Raw genomic sequence first — 16,456 nt, forward strand, 5'->3', positions numbered from 1 at the left:
GGCTTTTTACTTGAGGAATGGTTTTATGATTAGCGCTAAATACAGAACCGTGGTATTCGCTTTTTTCATGGCATTATTTATGTCTGGTTTTATGTCATTGGTAATTTCAATTTTTAATGTTGGTTTAATTGATAACATAGTTTCTATTTGGTTAGCGGCGTGGGCTTTTGCATTTTGTGTCGCATTTCCTACCGTAATTCTTGTAGCGCCAGTTGTGCATAAGCTCACTACAAAGATTGTGCGCTCGTAACGAAGGGATTATTTTGTCTGTGTCTGATCGGATTAAAAAGCCTCTATACCTGCTTTGTTTTGTCCTGTGTATCACCCCTTTGATTGGTGGTGGTAGTGCCCTAATTTGTGGCGCGATGTTTGCAATTTTGCTCGGTAATCCATTTGCAGAGCTATCCCAAAAGGCGAGTAAATGGATGCTCAAAGCCGCGGTGGTTGGCTTAGGTTTTGCTGTTGATTTTAATCAGGTGATTGAAGTTGGTCGCAGTTCGCTGGTACTGACCATAGTCAGTATTACAGCGATCATTGGTCTTGGTGAAATTTTAACGCAAGTCTTTAAATTAAATCGTAACACAGGTGTATTAATATCATTCGGTACGGCCATTTGTGGAGGCAGTGCGATTGCAGCGATGGCGCCGGTAATTAAAGCTAAAGATCACGAAGTAGCGGTTGCACTTGATGTAGTGTTTTTATTAAACGGTGTCGGTTTGCTACTATTTCCAACCATTGGTCATTACTTTAGTTTAAGCCAACACCAATTTGGTTTATGGGCAGCGTTAGCTATTCATGATACCAGCAGTGTAGTAGGGGCGTCAGCAGCTTATGGAGCTGTGGCACTAAGTATTGCTACAACAGTTAAGCTCACACGTGCGATGTGGATCATTCCCTACACTACGATTGCAGGTGTCTTTTGGCGCTCAGAAGAAAAGGCCAGCATTCCTTTATTTATTGTTGGTTTTTTAGCTGCTGCATTGATCAATACGTATTTGCCTCAATTTACGGATCTCTGGCAGCTGATCAACACCGTAGCAAAACAACTATTGGTAATGACTTTATTCTTAATTGGCAGTGGCTTATCACTGGCTGTATTAAAACAAGCAGGACTAAAGCCCTTTATAATGGCAATTATTTTATGGATAGTCGTAAGTAGTGTCATTTTGTTATTAATTTTAGATGGATATATCGTATGAAGAAGCAGTTTTCTATCGCCACATTAGCGTGCCTATTAATCAGTGGTTTTTCTAACTCAGCAATGGCCGCGTCATCTTTACGTGTAGCCACGTTTAATGTGAGCATGGATGCAACAAATTATGCTGAAAATGATAACCCCCTTGATGCCAAAGGTTTGGTAAATGCATTACAAAGTGATCATCCACAAATCAAAAATATTGCCGAGATCATTCAACGTATTCGCCCTGACATTTTATTATTAAATGAATTTGATTATGTCAGCAAAGCGCAAGGCATTGATTATTTTAAAACGCACTACCTTGCTAAAAGCCAAAATAAACAGCCCGCTATAGATTATCCGTACAGCTATGTTGGCCCAGTAAACACAGGTTTGAAAACGCCATTTGATCTAGATAATGACGGCCAAGCAACTGGTATTAAAGGGGATGCATTTGGTTTTGGCTTTTTTGAAGGCCATTATGGTATGGCCGTTTTATCTCGCTACCCAATTGATTTTGATAAAATTCGTACCTTACAAACCTTTAAATACAAAGATATGCCAGATGCTAAAATGCCTATTGATCCAACTACAGGTGAAAATTGGTATAACAACGAAGAATGGCAAGCTTTGAGACTCAGTTCAAAATCGTTTTGGGATATTCCGGTTACTGTAAAAGGTAAAACGCTGCACGTTATCGCATCGCACCCAACGCCTCCTGTATTTGATGGTGCTGAAGATAGAAACGGCTTACGTAATCATGATGAAGTACGTTTGATTAAAGATTATATCGCCAGCGCAGATTACCTCTATGACGATCATGGTGTCAAAGGCGGGTTAGCTGAAAAATCACGATTTGTTATAGTCGGAGATTTAAATGCGGCTCCTGAAGGAGATAAAAAACGCCCAGAAACAACGGATCAACTTTTAAAAAATCCATTAATAAACAGCAAATTTACACCAACCAGTAAGGGCGCTAAAACCAGCTACAGTGAAAAGTATGCTGCGGCTTACACTGCAAACTGGCAAGCTCGTGCAGATTATGTTTTGCCTTCAAGTTATGGCATTGAAGTCCATGATGGTGGGGTATTTTGGCCAACTAAAAGTAGCGAGTTGTACCGGTTAATTAAAGATCGTAATGCATCGTCAGATCATCGCATGGTGTGGTTAGATATTTCTATAAAGTAACTTGGTTATTAAACAGCAAAGTTTGGCTGTTTGTCTGAAATAATTGCTATTACATAGGTGCTTCTGCTTAAATTGGGGGAATTACAATAACCTTACAGAAGCCCTATGATTTTTAAATCTTCTACTCAAAAAACCTTAATTGCACTTGCCGTCGCGTCCAGCGTTATGTTGTCCGGTTGTCAATCAACCGCATCTACCCCTACAGAGCAACCACAATCAACTGTTGCCAGCGTTGTTGTAACGCCTGCTGATACAGGCAGCAGCGCAATCACACTTGAGCAAGCAATGGCTCATCCTGATTGGTTAGGCCGCCAAGCAGAGCGTGCGTTTTGGGCTACTGATTCAAAAACAGTTGTCTATGCGCAAAAACAACAAGGTAATGAGCTTCGAGACTTATTTACACAAGCTGTTGATAGCCAAGCTGCAAGCCAAGTAGCGTTAAATAAGTTGCATACATTAGGGGCTGATGATGCTGTTTATTCAGCAGATCGTACACAGCAAGCCTATGTATTTGAAGGTAATATATTTGTAAAGAACATTAATACAGGTGCAATTACACAAATTACTCACGACAGTGCTAAACAATCTAAACCACAATTTTTAACTGATGGTAATTTAGCTTATCGTCAAGCAAACTCTTTTTATAAAGTAGATCTGGCAACGGGACTGCAAGCTGAGCTTGTAAATCTTCATTTGAGCGATGCACCAAAAGGAGTTACAGAGCCTGAAACTTACATCGCTAAAGAACAGCATAAACTGATTGATTACATTGCGCTGACCCATAAAAATAAAAAAGATAAACAAGCGCGCAAAGAGCAACTCAACCAGCAAAATAGTTCAATTGCCAATGCTCAGTTTTACTTAGGTAAAGGCAATGAGTTAGCCGATGTGCAGTTATCACCAAATGGTAAAGCCTTAATTGCTGTTGTCACAGAAGCCAGACCTTGGCGAGATGAAGCCGACATCATGCCAAACTATATTGCTGATGATGCACGGGTAAAAGCTGAAAAAGTACGTCGTCGTGTTGCTGATGAAAAACCACAAACCTCGAAAGTTATCTACATAGATTTAACTGAGCAAACGCAAACAGCACTCGCATTTGATACCTTACCTGGTTTTGATGAAGACGTGCTAGCTTCAGTTAAAAAAGAAAACTATGCCCGTGACGGCAAAACATATGAATCTAAAAAAGAACTTCGTGCTATCAACCTAATGATGGATTGGGGATGGGATCAAAGTGCTATCGTCTGGAACAAAGCCGGCACGCAAGTCGCGATTATGCTTGAAGCATGGGATAACAAAGACCGTTGGTTAGCTACTGTTGATGCTGAAAATTCAAAACTTGTTTCACAACACCGTTTACACGATGATGCATGGGTTAACTATGCTTATAACGATTTTGGCTGGTTAAATAATTCAGATACCTTGTATTATTTATCTGAAGAAACTGGCTATAGCCACCTATATAAAAAACCACTCAATGGTAAAGCAACACAACTTACCAAAGGCCAGTTTGTCGTATCGAACCTCACACTAACAGATGACGACAGTGCAATTTATTACAAAGCCAATGTTGAGCATCCTGGTCTATATGAAATCTACCGCGTTGATCCACAAACGGCAAAATCAGAGCAAGTAACCAACTTAGACGGTATGACCGACTATAAATTAAGCCCTGATCAAAGCAAATTATTGTTAACACATTCCAAAATCATGGCTCCACCAGAGTTATATGTTGCTGATGCAAAAGCGAATACAACTGCAACGCAGCTAACTCATACAGTATCGAGTGAATTTTTAGCAAAACAATTAATTGCGCCTAAAATTGTTGCGGTACCGTCAAGTCATACCGAACAACCGGTATACGCTAAAGTATATTACCCAGCAGACTATGTAGAAGGTGAGAGCGGCAAAAACCGCAAAGCGATCATTTTTAACCATGGCGCAGGTTATCTACAAAACTCACACATGGGTTGGTCAGGTTACTTCCGCGAATTTATGTTTCATTCATTACTAGCCTCTGAAGGTTATGTAGTGATGGACATGGATTATCGCGCATCAAAAGGTTATGGACGTGATTGGCGTACGGCGATTTACCGTCAAATGGGTACCCCAGAAATTGAAGACTTAGCCGATGGTGTTAAATGGATGGCTGAAAATGCCAATGTTGATACCGGTGCTGTGGGTACATATGGCGGCTCTTATGGTGGCTTTATGACCTTTATGGCGTTATTTACTCAGCCTGATTTATTTCAAGCAGGGGCTGCGCTTCGTCCAGTTACCGATTGGGCACACTATAATGGTCCATACACATCAAACATTTTAAATCACCCAGATGTTGATCCAATTGCGTATGAAAAAAGTTCGCCTATATATTATGCGCAGGGACTTAAAAACCGCTTATTGATCAACGCCCCTATGGTTGATAATAATGTGTTTTTCCAAGACTCAGTACGCTTAGTACAGCGTTTAATTGAGCTTGAAAAAGAAAACTTTGAAACGGCTATATTTCCAGTCGAACCACATGGTTTTGTACAGCCTTCTAGTTGGTTAGATGAATACCGTCGTATTCATAAACTATTTAAAGAAAGTTTATAAGCACTAAAATTTTAGTGCAACGCCAAGCTTATGCTTGGCATTTTTTTATATAATTGATCAGCAGTGGCGTTGCGAGTACTATTCCGCCAATTGCACCTATTAAGTGAGCATCAACAGCAACCCGAGAGGCAATTAATTTACTCACTTCAGCACTGGGGCCATGAAATTGTTCATAAGCAATTTTAAGCCAAATACCGATAAACAATAAACCGCCGCTTTTCATGCCAACTTCAATATCTTTGATTGCCCCCCACACAATGACACCATGCAGTAGTGCACTCAATCCGGTGTAAATGTGAATGTCAGGACAAAAAAAGTAAACCCCAATACCGCACCAAGCAGCCAAAAACAAGGTGTGCAATGCATATTGCGTCGGTTTTGTATACTCAGCATGTAACGCCCATATCAGTACGATACCGGCACAATTTAATGCTAAGTGCGCCCAGTTAGCATGCACATATTGGCTCGTGATCAAACGCCAAACTTGGCCTTGGTCAATGAGCTGGCGATTAAACTCTAAAACATCATTTAAATTAAACGCTGCAAATAGGGCGCTTAATGCCATTAAACACAGCGGGGGTAAAATATATCGGGGTTGAAGTGGTAAATTGACCATTTTATTCTTATTTTTACAGCAAAATTTTGCATATTGTGCCCGTTTAACTTTAAGATGCCAAACATCTCAATGCAATTAAGGTCTTTTTATGTTTTTACCTTTTAAAACCAGCGTCGTCTTTAGTTTAACTCTTTTTACTTTACCGGTTTTAGCCACTCAAACACCACGGGAAGTACGCGAGCCAGAAGCCGCCACTGGCCATCAACTAAAGCAACATGTCACCGGTCAGCAGTATATGGTTGCTGCGGCAAACCCCTATGCAGCTAAAGCTGGACAAACCATACTCGCTAAGGGCGGCAGTGCTGTTGATGCTGCCATTGCAACACAATTAGTGCTGACTTTGGTCGAGCCGCAATCATCCGGGATCGGTGGTGGTACTTTTATGCTGTATTTTGACAAAGGTCATAATAAGCTAACCAGCTTTGATGGCCGCGAAACAGCGCCAAGTAATGCTGACGAAACATTGTTTTTAGATGAAAAAGGTAACGCGGCACCTTGGATTGAAGCAGTGGTTGGCGGCCGTTCAGTGGGTGTACCTGGTTTATTGCATGCCTTCGCTAAAGCGCATCAACAATATGGCAAACTTGCATGGGCGGAGCTGTTTAAACCAGCCATAGAACTTGCTGAACAAGGATTTGTAGTATCGCCGCGTTTACACGCTTTGTTAGCCAAACAAATAAATCCTGGGGTGACAACACTTCCGGTGATCCGTGATTATTTTTTCCCAGATGGTAAACCGCTTGCTGTTGGCACTGTTAAAACGAACCAACCACTTGCTGAAGTTTACAAAAAAATCGCCAGTAAAGGGATTGATGCTTTTTATAAAGGCGATAACGCTAAGAAAATGGTTGATGCGGTCACTCATTCTATTGTGGCACCAGGTACTTTAGCATTAACCGATTTAGCTAATTATAAAAGTAAACAACGTGATGCAGTTTGCACCCCGTACCACAGTTATAAAGTATGTTCCATGGCACCACCGAGCAGTGGCGGAGTCGCGGTGTTACAAATTCTCGCTTTGCTTGAAGATAAGAACATGGGTCAATTTAAAGCTAATTCTGCACAAGCCCTGCATTATTTTAGCCAAGCATCGCGACTCGCTTTTGCGGATCGTAATGTGTATATGGGCGACCCTGATTTTGCAGATATTCCTACTAATGAGCTACTCGATAAACGCTATATCGAGCAACGAACAAAATTAATAAGTGAGCGAGATGAAAAAGCCTATGCAGGGCAGCCTCGTCCATTACTAAGTTACGCACAAGATGATGCGTATGAATTGCCATCTACTACCCATGTATCTATTGTTGACAGTGAAGGGAACGCGGTATCAATGACCAGCTCAATAGAAATGGCGTTTGGTTCAACGGTTATGGTGAACGGTTATATATTAAACAACCAATTAACCGACTTTGCCTTGTCGCCGCGAAAAAACGGCAAATTATTGGCCAACCGCGTTGAAGCAGGTAAACGTCCGCGCAGCTCAATGTCACCGGTGATGGTGTTTAATAACGATGGCAGTTTACGCTTAGTGGTCGGCTCACCTGGCGGTAGCCGAATTATCGACTATGTCGCGCAAGTGGTTATTGGCGTACTAGATTGGCAACTAACTGCTCAACAAGCCATTGACTTGCCAAGAATTACTAATCGTAATAATAATTACACTAGTATTGAAAAAGGCACCGCTATCGAGGCGATTATTCCTGATTTACAAAAGCGGGGTCATACAGTAAAAGTGGTCGATTTAAACTCTGGCTTGCATGCGGTTGAAGTCGTCAATGGCACTTTATTTGGTGCCGCAGATCCTCGCCGCGAAGGGATCGCTTTAAGTGAGCAAAGTATTGTTCTTAAAGAGCACGAAATGCCAGTGAATAAGCCTTAATTGACATCGTGATTTAATGTACAATCTACTTTTACGTGTGTGTTAAGCACACACGTCTTATTTTCTCCTAATGGTCTGACAAGATTGAATATCATTGCTTTTTAATATTCAACAGTAATAATGACAGATCGTAACTTAAAGACTTCGTTAAGCTTGGACTTATGACTACAAATACTGACCCAAATTATCTTTATATTCATCACTCAGGCCCTGGTCTGATCGAAACGCCACTCTTAAATAAAGGCAGTGCATTTACTCAAAAAGAGCGTGAAAGTTTCAACCTTGCGGGATTACTGCCTCCACGCTATGAAACGATTGAAGAGCAGGTTGAACGTTGTTATCAACAATATTCAAGTTTTAAAGACAACCTAAATAAACACATTTATTTACGCGCCATCCAAGATAACAACGAAACACTTTACTACCGTTTAGTGCGTGACCATCTTGAAGAAATGTTGCCTATTATTTACACCCCAACCGTGGGTGATGCCTGTGAAAAATTCTCAGATATTTATCGTAGCGCGCGCGGTTTATTTATCTCTTATGAAGATCGTTATCAAATCGATGATATTTTACGTAATGCGACCAAAGGCAAAGTAAAAGTTATCGTTGTTACCGATGGTGAACGTATTCTTGGTTTAGGCGACCAAGGTATTGGTGGCATGGGTATTCCAATTGGTAAACTATCACTTTATACCGCCTGTGGTGGTATAAGCCCAGCCTATACGCTACCGGTTATGCTTGATGTAGGAACGAATAACGAAAAGTTATTAAACGATCCTATGTATATGGGTGCTCGCCATAAACGTATTGCACAAGATGAATACGATGAATTTTTAGATCTATTTATTAAAGCCGTTAAGCGTCGTTGGCCAAATGTGTTATTACAATTTGAAGACTTTGCACAGCCTAATGCGATGCCTTTATTAAAACGCTACCGTGATGAAATTTGCAGTTTTAATGATGATATTCAAGGCACAGCAGCGGTTACAGTTGGTTCGTTGCTTGCTGCATGTCGTGTGAAGAATGAACAATTATCAGAACAAAAAGTAGTGTTTGTAGGCGCAGGCTCCGCAGGTTGTGGTATTGCCGAGCAAATCATTACGCAAATGGTGTCGGAAGGTATTTCTGACGAACAAGCTCGCAGCCAAGTTTTCATGGTTGATCGTTTTGGTTTGTTAACTCAAGGTATGGAAGGACTGCGCGACTTCCAGCAAGCACTTGCTCAACCTACAGATAAATTAGCTGATTGGACATACAGCGGTGAATACGCATCATTGCTAGATGTGATGCACTGCACAGCTCCTGATATTCTCATTGGTGTATCAGGGCAACCTGGTTTATTTACTGAGCAAGTTATTCGCGCCATGCATAATGGATGCGAACAGCCCGTTATTTTCCCGTTAAGTAATCCATCTAAGCAAGTTGAAGCACTGCCGGAAGATGTGATCAATTGGACACAAGGCAAAGCGATTGTTGCAACTGGCAGCCCATTTGCACCGGTTGTTTATGACGGTGAAACATTTGTAATCCCACAATGTAATAACAGCTATATTTTCCCTGGTATTGGTTTAGGTGTCATTGCGGCGAAGGCCACCCGTATTACTGATGCAATGCTCATGGTGTCGAGTGAAATATTGGCAGAATCATCACCTCGAGCTAATACCGGTAAAGGGAGTTTATTACCTGCACTAACAGAAATTGAAACACTGAGTAAACGCATTGCTTTTGGGGTGGCTAAAAAAGCCATCGAAGAGGGGGCTGCACTTGAGATCAGCGATGATATGTTATGGGCGGCAATTGACAGAAATTACTGGTTACCAAAATACCGTAATTACAAACGTTGTAGTATCTAAGTGATCACTGCTGATTAACTAGTAAATTATCTAGAAACAGGCTTCGGCCTGTTTTTTTATGCTTGTTCATTTTAAATTAACCGCGTACGGTATCTAATAACGTTATTAAAACTATTAAGGATATGTATGCGTTATTTACCATTGTTAGCCGCGACTCTAAGTTTCAATGTATTTGCAGCCAGTACACCAGATGCCCCACACATTTATATTCAAGGCCAAGCGCAAATCTCCACTATTGCCGATAATGTAAAGTTAGGCGTTGCAATTGTTGAAGTTGATAAGGACTTGATGATCGCTAAACAAAAAGCTGATCAAACTATGGCTAAAGCGATTAAATTAGCAAAGCAGCAGGGGATTGATGAAAAAAGTATTTATGGTTCACAAATCTCAATTAACCGAGAAAATCAATACAACCGTGAAACAGGTAAACAAGACTTTATTGGTTACCGAGTTAGTCGCACACTTTCACTCACACTGACGGATGTAACAAAATATCCATTACTGCTGCAAAGTTTAGTGAACGCAGGCATTAATGAAATAAATCAAACTGAGTTCACATCGAGTCGTTACGAGTCATTGCAAAAGAAAGTGCAAAAAATGGCAATTGCAGATGCAAAATCAGCGGCAAAAGAATTTGCAGCTGAATACGACGTAGAACTCAAAGGTTTGTATAGTGCTTCAAATGCCCCTATGAACGTATCAGCTCAACCTTACATGCGTGCTGAAAAAACCATGCTGTCAGACAGTAATTCAGGCAATTTCGTACCTGATGCCTATCATGCTGGCGAAATCACAATTTCAGCAGACAGTTATGCAATTTATTTAATTAAAAATTAACACTCAACTCATTGGTGGCGAAATTTCGCCACCAATTTATCTCCCATTTCAGGGGAGATCCTCGCGATAGCATTAAGCATATTAATTATTTGGTCGCGATCATACTGATTACTAATATTCTCATTTACATCATCGATAATAGCATCTAAATAAGTAAATAGACTCTGCGCTGCTTTACTGTTCTGGTGGGTTCTGAACAAAATGTTTTTGAACGCTTCGAGTACATTATTCATCACATAACCATCACTTTTTGCATAGTTGCGGATTGGCGTGAAGTTATCATGCAATAATTCATCAAATGATGTTTCATGGAAATATAACAGTGGCTGTTTATCATCACTATGTTTTAAAGAGTAATTAACGTTATATATGCTTAATCGATCAATGAGTAAAATACTGAGCATATCGATCGCCTTTACCGCAGTACCAGGATCGTTAATACCCGGGCTCATCGCTTTCACTGCAATCTCTGAAATCTGTGTCATTCCAAACCTATAATTGTCACTTACATATTCTTCGATATAAAAAATAAAGCAATTAAGTAGATCTTCAAGGAGTTGCACGTTATCAGATAAATCATGATTACATTTTAAAAACGGATAGCCTTCAACAGTAAAAAAACCCTGCTTAACTACAACATAAATTTTTATATCATGTTGTTGGCAAAGGGCACATAGTTTATCGCTATTCACGCCTTTAAAGTAACCTTCTGTTTTACTTGAAATACTCGACCAATCGTCAAAGTTAGGAAATACATCGATAGGGTTATCTTTTTGCATGCTAATAATCGATTTCAATTCATTTTTAGTATTCTTATATAAGTCGTTTAATACGTTATCGACTTGAATAGCCCTTGAAATTGAATGGATGAAAAATACAAAAAAGCCTAACGATATCAGGCCAAAAACAAGTGAAAAAAGTATGCCCAATGAAGGAATTCCTATTTCACCATTATCCATAGTACGGATGTTGATCAGCATAACGATTGAAAAAATAATACTGCCGAGATAAAAACCCAAAACAAGTTGATGTGATTTACGCGTTATAAGCCCCGGTAATACTCTTGGTGATAGACTTGCGCTGGCACTATTTAGTACCACCATAACCATAGAAAAACTAAAAACAGTTAGCGAAATAATACTACCCGTTAATGTACTTAGAATCGTTCGTGCATTTTCTTCGCTATCAACCAATAGTACCTCAAGCAGCGACTTAAGCTCCATAACAAAAGAGGTGTACTCTGTTGTGGTAACAAGTACTGCAAACAATAAAAATATCACCGATAATAACGATGGATAGAAACCAATACTACTGACTAATTCTCGGTAATTATCGGCAAATTTTCGCGGAGTAAACATATATGAACCCTAAGATGACTTAGTTGTTGCACCAACAACAGCTAGTTTATGCAGTAAGCTTAACAACAAACTTTGTTGCAGGTCTAATTATTAATAGTAACAGTGCCAATAGGAACGTATTTTTTGTCCGCTGCAGGTTTAAAATCTATAATATATGGGCTTCTAATCGCGGGCGGTAAGATGTTGTTACTTTATTTATATTTCATCATGATTAATCGGATAAATAGTAAACGCCATTGATACTGTACTGGTTGATTATCATTTGTTATTTAAATAACAATAGTTGTATAGTACTACCAATAATTAGGGAGACTTGGTAATACACAAGTTTTTATAAACACTTAGATAAAAATTAGGTTTATTGTGATTGTATCTTTATATGCTGCTTTATTAGCACTTTTTTATATTTATTTAACGATGAACGTAGTTAAAGTTCGTCGAGCTGAACGAATTTCACTTGGTGATGGTGGTAATCAACAACTGCAATGCGCCATGCGCGCGCATGGTAATTTTATTGAGTATGTTCCTCTTGCAATTATTTTATTGTTTTTAGTCGAGTATCAAGGTTTAGCCAGTCATTATTGCCACGCATTTGGGGCAGCATTACTGATAGGGCGCGTATTTCATAATTTGGGTATTGTCGATAAAAATCTCCGCTATCGCCAAATTGGCGCGCTAACAACCTTCTTAATAATAGTGTTAAATGCGTTTATCTTATTACTTACACGCCTTTATTAAATGTCAGAGAGAATCTTTATAATTGGCCTACCTCGTACGGGCACAACCAGTGTATGCCATGCATTTTTACAACTTGGTTTTAGTTGTGCCCATACAGCCTATACCAAGCAATGTTTTAACCAAGCGCAAGTGATCGCTGACACCCCAATTTTTAATGATTACGAATATTTAGATTCACTTTATCCAGGTGCTAAATTTATCTATTTAGAGCGAGAAGCAGATAAATGGCTGCCTTCAATTCGCCAATTATTACTGAGAATGCACACCAACTTGATGCGAGCGGATGGGGGGTTCAACCCTCATATTAAGCGTTGTTATCTGCATACCTTTGGCCGTTTTTCTGTTGATGAGTTACACAGTGATGCCTATTTGCAACAATGCTATGAGCAACACAAAAGTGCTGCGCATAACTATTTTGCTAAGCGAACAGCTGACTTTTTATCAATAGATATCGCCCATCCAAACAGTTTTAATCAGCTTTGTGATTTTTTGCAATTACAAACTGAACTGACAGAGTTTGAAAAAATGAATATTGGTGGCAAAGTAACAGCTTGGAATGCAGTAAAACATCCACTAAAAGTTGCTTCAACAGCAAATGGTAAAATCGATAAATATCTATACCCATCGTCTTGATAGGAAGTAACTACTCAAGGTGATTAAAAATTATTGCTGTAACAAGATTTTGTAGTTCAATTGCGTTAAAATCTCGCCATTAGTTTTTAGGTAAAATATTTATGTTCGAATTAAAATACCACACTCCATTTGCATGGACCGAAGCTGTGATGGCAGACTTTGACACCTTTTTACAAGATCATGCCGCTGCAGAAAAAAAAGCATCCGGTATGGCTATGTCGATGTTGTCGCATTATCCAGATCGCCGCAAGCTTGTAAAAGCAATGACAGATTTAGCACTGGAAGAAATGATCCACTTTAAACAAGTATTAAAGCTACTGCTTGATCGTGATGTTAACTTAGGCAACGACCAAAAAGATCCCTACGTGAAACAAATTCGCGCGATTTTTAGAAATGGCCGCGACGAGTTCTTAATGGATAGATTATTAGTCGGTGCCGTAATTGAGGCGAGGGGACACGAGCGTTTCTCTTTAGTTGCACAAGCATTACCAATCGGCAAAGAAAAAGATTTTTATGTGGCAATAGCTAAATCGGAAGAAAAACATAAGAACTTATTTGTCGAGCTGGCTTATGAATATTTTGATAAAAATGAGGTCGATGCACGATTAGAAGAAATTCTTATCGCTGAAGCTGAAATATGTAAAAACATTCCATTTACTGCAGCGCTGCATTAAACATATGGGCACTAGCTGGTAATTTTATTTATCTAGTGCCTAACTGTAAGTTACTAACTTATCAACGTTTTAAAATTTTTGATTAATTCACTTAACTCAACAATTGTAGGGCTCCCGCCTAAATAATTGGTATCAATATGGTACGTATTGTCGATCCAATATGGCTTAGCGGTTGCGTTATGTCCATGAATAGAGAACAGCACGCCAAGGTTTTGAACCAGTTTTTTACTCTGCGTTATTTGTCTATCCCATAATAAGTCACTGATCAGTTGAGCATTTACTTTCATAGGTTGCTGCCAATCCCAACATGTAGCTAAAGTATGCGACAAACCAATTTTTTCGCCTTGGTAGTTCAATAAAATTGATAGTGGGCATGATATTAATTTATTACAGGCATTTAGTAGGCTATTTTTATCACTATGTTTGTGCCATAGACCGCCATTTTTTATCCATAAGTCATACGCTTGTTGATCTTTAGCAAGTGCCTCGAGCATCATATGCTCATGGTTACCCAAGACCATATAGACACCCAACTGTGAAAAGGTATCTAACAACTTTAAACTATCATTGCCACGGTCGATAACATCACCTAATGAAATTAGTACATCAGCGTGCGGATCAAAACTTACTGAATGGATGGCTTGTAGAAATTTATTATAATCAGCATCTAAATCACCAATCACAAACACACGTTTATCAGCCGGAATATCAATAACTTTATTAGGGGACGCATACCGTATTTTATTCGTGCTAATTCCCATCAAAACAAATTACTCCTGTGATTTTACTAATTCTTCATACGCTAACATTGTAGCTATGTAAGCTAAAACAATTTATAAATAAGCGAAGTGTTTACTGGTCATAAATAATCAAGCCGTAGTTCTCGCTTAAAAAGTCGCTACCAGATAGTCAGCAATAAAAAACGCATCTTACGCTAGGGCACTTGCCTGTGAATATACTAAACGAGCTGTCACGTACAATTGAGCAAATACACGAACGAATGATCGTAGAGCTAGGACCATAGTTCAACCATATAGTTGTGTGTAAATGAGCAATGCTCAAAGTCAGCTAATATAAAACAGATTTAAAGTGCGCTTAGAATCAAAGTTAAACGACCAGCCTTAACAATTAGTTATGTGTGAGTTAGGTATTTGAAATTGATGTAACTGATTTAATCTAAATTTGCATGCAAGTAGGGAAAATAGCGTTTATTTATCACGGTAATTAGGTTGTTACTTATAAAACTCACTCTATTTAACATAATATAAATTATAGGCTATCAATTAATAAGCTTAACTGGGGTGTGTTTATATGGGCACTAAGTCCAATACTAGTCGGTATCGGACTTAGTGGTGGTTTATTTCAATAATACAGTTTAATTCGAGTATCTTTCTTGAGCTTCATTATCGCTTAGCATAGTATTAAAAATACAATTTAAGCTGTATCACAAGAAGTAAACAATATGGAATTTGTGCGCCCGTTAGAACCAATCCTAATAATTGATGATGTTCAAGATATACGTGACTACTTAAATCAGATCTTAACTGAGTTAGGTTTTGAAGATATTCTTGAAAGCAGAGATTTTGAATCGGCTAAAACGTTGATTGATGAAAAATCCCCGAATGTTATCTTTCTCGATATTGAACTGCCCGATACCGATGGTACAGAAATTCTTGAATACTTAAATGACAATTACCCACATACACATGTTGTCATGTGCTCTGGCCATAACAGCCTCGAAAATGTTCAAAATACTTGGGAACTAGGTGCTAAAGGTTTTATTGCAAAACCATTTAATGCTAAAAAAGTTGATACGGTCATGAAACGCCTCGAACTCATTTAATGTAATTTATCAACCTACAAGGTTACTATGAAACAGTCCGTACAAGCGATCATTGATGATTTATCTCAGGTTATTTTTGGCAAACAGCAACAAATAAAACTCGCGTTAACCTGCTTATTTAGCCAAGGTCATTTATTAATTGAAGATTTGCCAGGTATGGGTAAAACCACTTTATCGCATGCACTTGCTGCGGTATTAGGTTTATCATATCAACGAGTGCAATTTACCAGTGATTTATTACCCTCAGACATACTGGGCTCAAGTATTTTTAATGCCAATGAGCATAAATTTACTTTTCATAAAGGGCCTATCTTCAGTCAAGTTGTTTTAGCGGACGAAATAAATCGCGCAGGTCCAAAAACACAAAGCGCTTTATTAGAGGCAATGGAAGAAAACCAAGTTACTATGGATGGTGATAAACATGCCCTACCAACACCATTTTTTGTTATAGCAACTAAAAACCCTTTATATCAATCAGGTACTTATCCTTTACCTGAATCTCAATTAGACCGTTTTTTTATGCGTATTAGTTTGGGTTTTCCACCTAAAGAAGCTGAACGTAAACTCATTTTAGGCCAACATAATCGTGATTATGCACACTTACCTGTACGTATCGATACACAACAATTAATTGAAATACAAAATAAAGTAAGTGCTGTTATGTTAAGTGAACCAGTTGTTGATTATATTTTGGCGCTTGTATCTGCTACCCGAAATAACAGCCAATTTGCTAATGCGTTATCTCCACGGGCCAGTATTGCAGTTGGCAAAGCCGCGAAAGCATGGGCGTTTATTGATGGTCGTGACTTTGTTACCCCTGATGATGTGCAAACTATTTTTGCTAGTGTTACCGAACATCGTTTAGGTCTGCAGCATGATGTTAGCTCACAACAGATCAAACAATTAATAAATACTGTTGATGTGCCACTTTAAGGTATGAACAATAAAACAGGAAAGCGCCCTACTTTTTGGTTTCAGTTTAAAGCTAAGATTTTCAAGCTATTACTAAGAAATAAACATAATACCGAACATCTTACCTTAACGCATAACACAATA

At 38.9% G+C, this 16,456-nt stretch carries 15 protein-coding genes; 12 read left to right on the forward strand and 3 right to left on the reverse strand.

What is annotated here, in order from left to right:
- The first annotated feature begins 25 nt into the window (after window positions 1-25).
- From H5186_RS19810 to H5186_RS19825, 4 genes are all read left to right on the forward strand, one after another.
- Window positions 26-250, forward strand: coding sequence for a DUF2798 domain-containing protein (locus H5186_RS19810; protein WP_145233348.1), 225 nt, complete (start codon window positions 26-28; stop codon window positions 248-250).
- Window positions 251-263: 13 nt separating this feature from the next.
- The gene (locus H5186_RS19815; RefSeq protein ID WP_220496400.1) at window positions 264-1,199 is read left to right on the forward strand and encodes a putative sulfate exporter family transporter; all 936 of its coding nucleotides are present in this window, start codon (window positions 264-266) and stop codon (window positions 1,197-1,199) included.
- Window positions 1,196-2,365 (forward strand): endonuclease/exonuclease/phosphatase family protein, encoded by a 1,170-nt coding sequence (locus H5186_RS19820; protein WP_182794849.1) that lies wholly within the window; start codon window positions 1,196-1,198, stop codon window positions 2,363-2,365. Before H5186_RS19815 ends, H5186_RS19820 begins: the two co-directional genes overlap by 4 nt.
- 105 nt (window positions 2,366-2,470) lie before the next feature.
- Entirely contained in the window at window positions 2,471-4,963 is a 2,493-nt protein-coding gene (locus H5186_RS19825; protein ID WP_182794850.1) for a prolyl oligopeptidase family serine peptidase, read from the forward strand.
- Between the two features lie 28 nt (window positions 4,964-4,991).
- On the opposite strand, the gene rrtA is transcribed toward H5186_RS19825, so the two are convergent.
- Window positions 4,992-5,579, reverse strand: a complete 588-nt coding sequence (gene rrtA / locus H5186_RS19830; RefSeq protein WP_182794851.1) for a rhombosortase — start codon at window positions 5,577-5,579, stop codon at window positions 4,992-4,994.
- Between the two features lie 88 nt (window positions 5,580-5,667).
- Between rrtA and ggt the strand changes: the two genes are divergently transcribed.
- The 3 genes from ggt (at window position 5,668) to H5186_RS19845 (ending at window position 10,154) form a co-directional block, all read left to right on the forward strand.
- A complete protein-coding gene (gene ggt / locus H5186_RS19835) occupies window positions 5,668-7,461 on the forward strand; it encodes a gamma-glutamyltransferase (protein WP_182794852.1) in 1,794 nt (597 codons plus the stop codon).
- Between the two features lie 161 nt (window positions 7,462-7,622).
- A complete protein-coding gene (locus H5186_RS19840) occupies window positions 7,623-9,317 on the forward strand; it encodes an NAD-dependent malic enzyme (RefSeq protein WP_182718850.1) in 1,695 nt (564 codons plus the stop codon).
- A 126-nt stretch (window positions 9,318-9,443) separates the two neighbouring features.
- Complete coding sequence (locus H5186_RS19845; protein ID WP_182794853.1) at window positions 9,444-10,154, forward strand: SIMPL domain-containing protein; 711 nt, start codon at window positions 9,444-9,446, stop codon at window positions 10,152-10,154.
- 8 nt (window positions 10,155-10,162) lie between these two features.
- On the opposite strand, the gene H5186_RS19850 is transcribed toward H5186_RS19845, so the two are convergent.
- Window positions 10,163-11,512: a DUF2254 domain-containing protein gene (locus H5186_RS19850; protein ID WP_182740523.1), complete on the reverse strand. Its 1,350-nt coding sequence runs from the start codon at window positions 11,510-11,512 to the stop codon at window positions 10,163-10,165.
- Between the two features lie 363 nt (window positions 11,513-11,875).
- On the opposite strand from H5186_RS19850, the gene H5186_RS19855 reads away from it, so the two are divergent.
- The 3 genes from H5186_RS19855 (at window position 11,876) to H5186_RS19865 (ending at window position 13,557) form a co-directional block, all read left to right on the forward strand.
- Entirely contained in the window at window positions 11,876-12,250 is a 375-nt protein-coding gene (locus H5186_RS19855; protein WP_182718847.1) for an MAPEG family protein, read from the forward strand.
- Window positions 12,251-12,883, forward strand: coding sequence for a sulfotransferase family protein (locus H5186_RS19860; RefSeq protein ID WP_182718846.1), 633 nt, complete (start codon window positions 12,251-12,253; stop codon window positions 12,881-12,883).
- Window positions 12,884-12,984: 101 nt separating this feature from the next.
- Window positions 12,985-13,557, forward strand: coding sequence for a tRNA-(ms[2]io[6]A)-hydroxylase (locus H5186_RS19865; RefSeq protein WP_149981156.1), 573 nt, complete (start codon window positions 12,985-12,987; stop codon window positions 13,555-13,557).
- Window positions 13,558-13,610: 53 nt separating this feature from the next.
- Here H5186_RS19865 and H5186_RS19870 read toward each other — a convergent pair whose 3' ends face one another.
- Entirely contained in the window at window positions 13,611-14,318 is a 708-nt protein-coding gene (locus tag H5186_RS19870) for a metallophosphoesterase (RefSeq protein WP_182761820.1), read from the reverse strand.
- 701 nt (window positions 14,319-15,019) lie between these two features.
- Here H5186_RS19870 and H5186_RS19875 point away from each other — a divergent pair.
- The gene (locus H5186_RS19875; protein WP_145233960.1) at window positions 15,020-15,400 is read left to right on the forward strand and encodes a response regulator; all 381 of its coding nucleotides are present in this window, start codon (window positions 15,020-15,022) and stop codon (window positions 15,398-15,400) included.
- 27 nt (window positions 15,401-15,427) lie between these two features.
- Window positions 15,428-16,333, forward strand: coding sequence for a MoxR family ATPase (locus H5186_RS19880; protein WP_182794854.1), 906 nt, complete (start codon window positions 15,428-15,430; stop codon window positions 16,331-16,333).
- Window positions 16,334-16,456: the final 123 nt, after the last annotated feature.

The organism is Pseudoalteromonas sp. SG41-2, assembly GCF_014164535.1.
Taxonomy (GTDB): Bacteria; Pseudomonadota; Gammaproteobacteria; order Enterobacterales; family Alteromonadaceae; genus Pseudoalteromonas; species Pseudoalteromonas rhizosphaerae.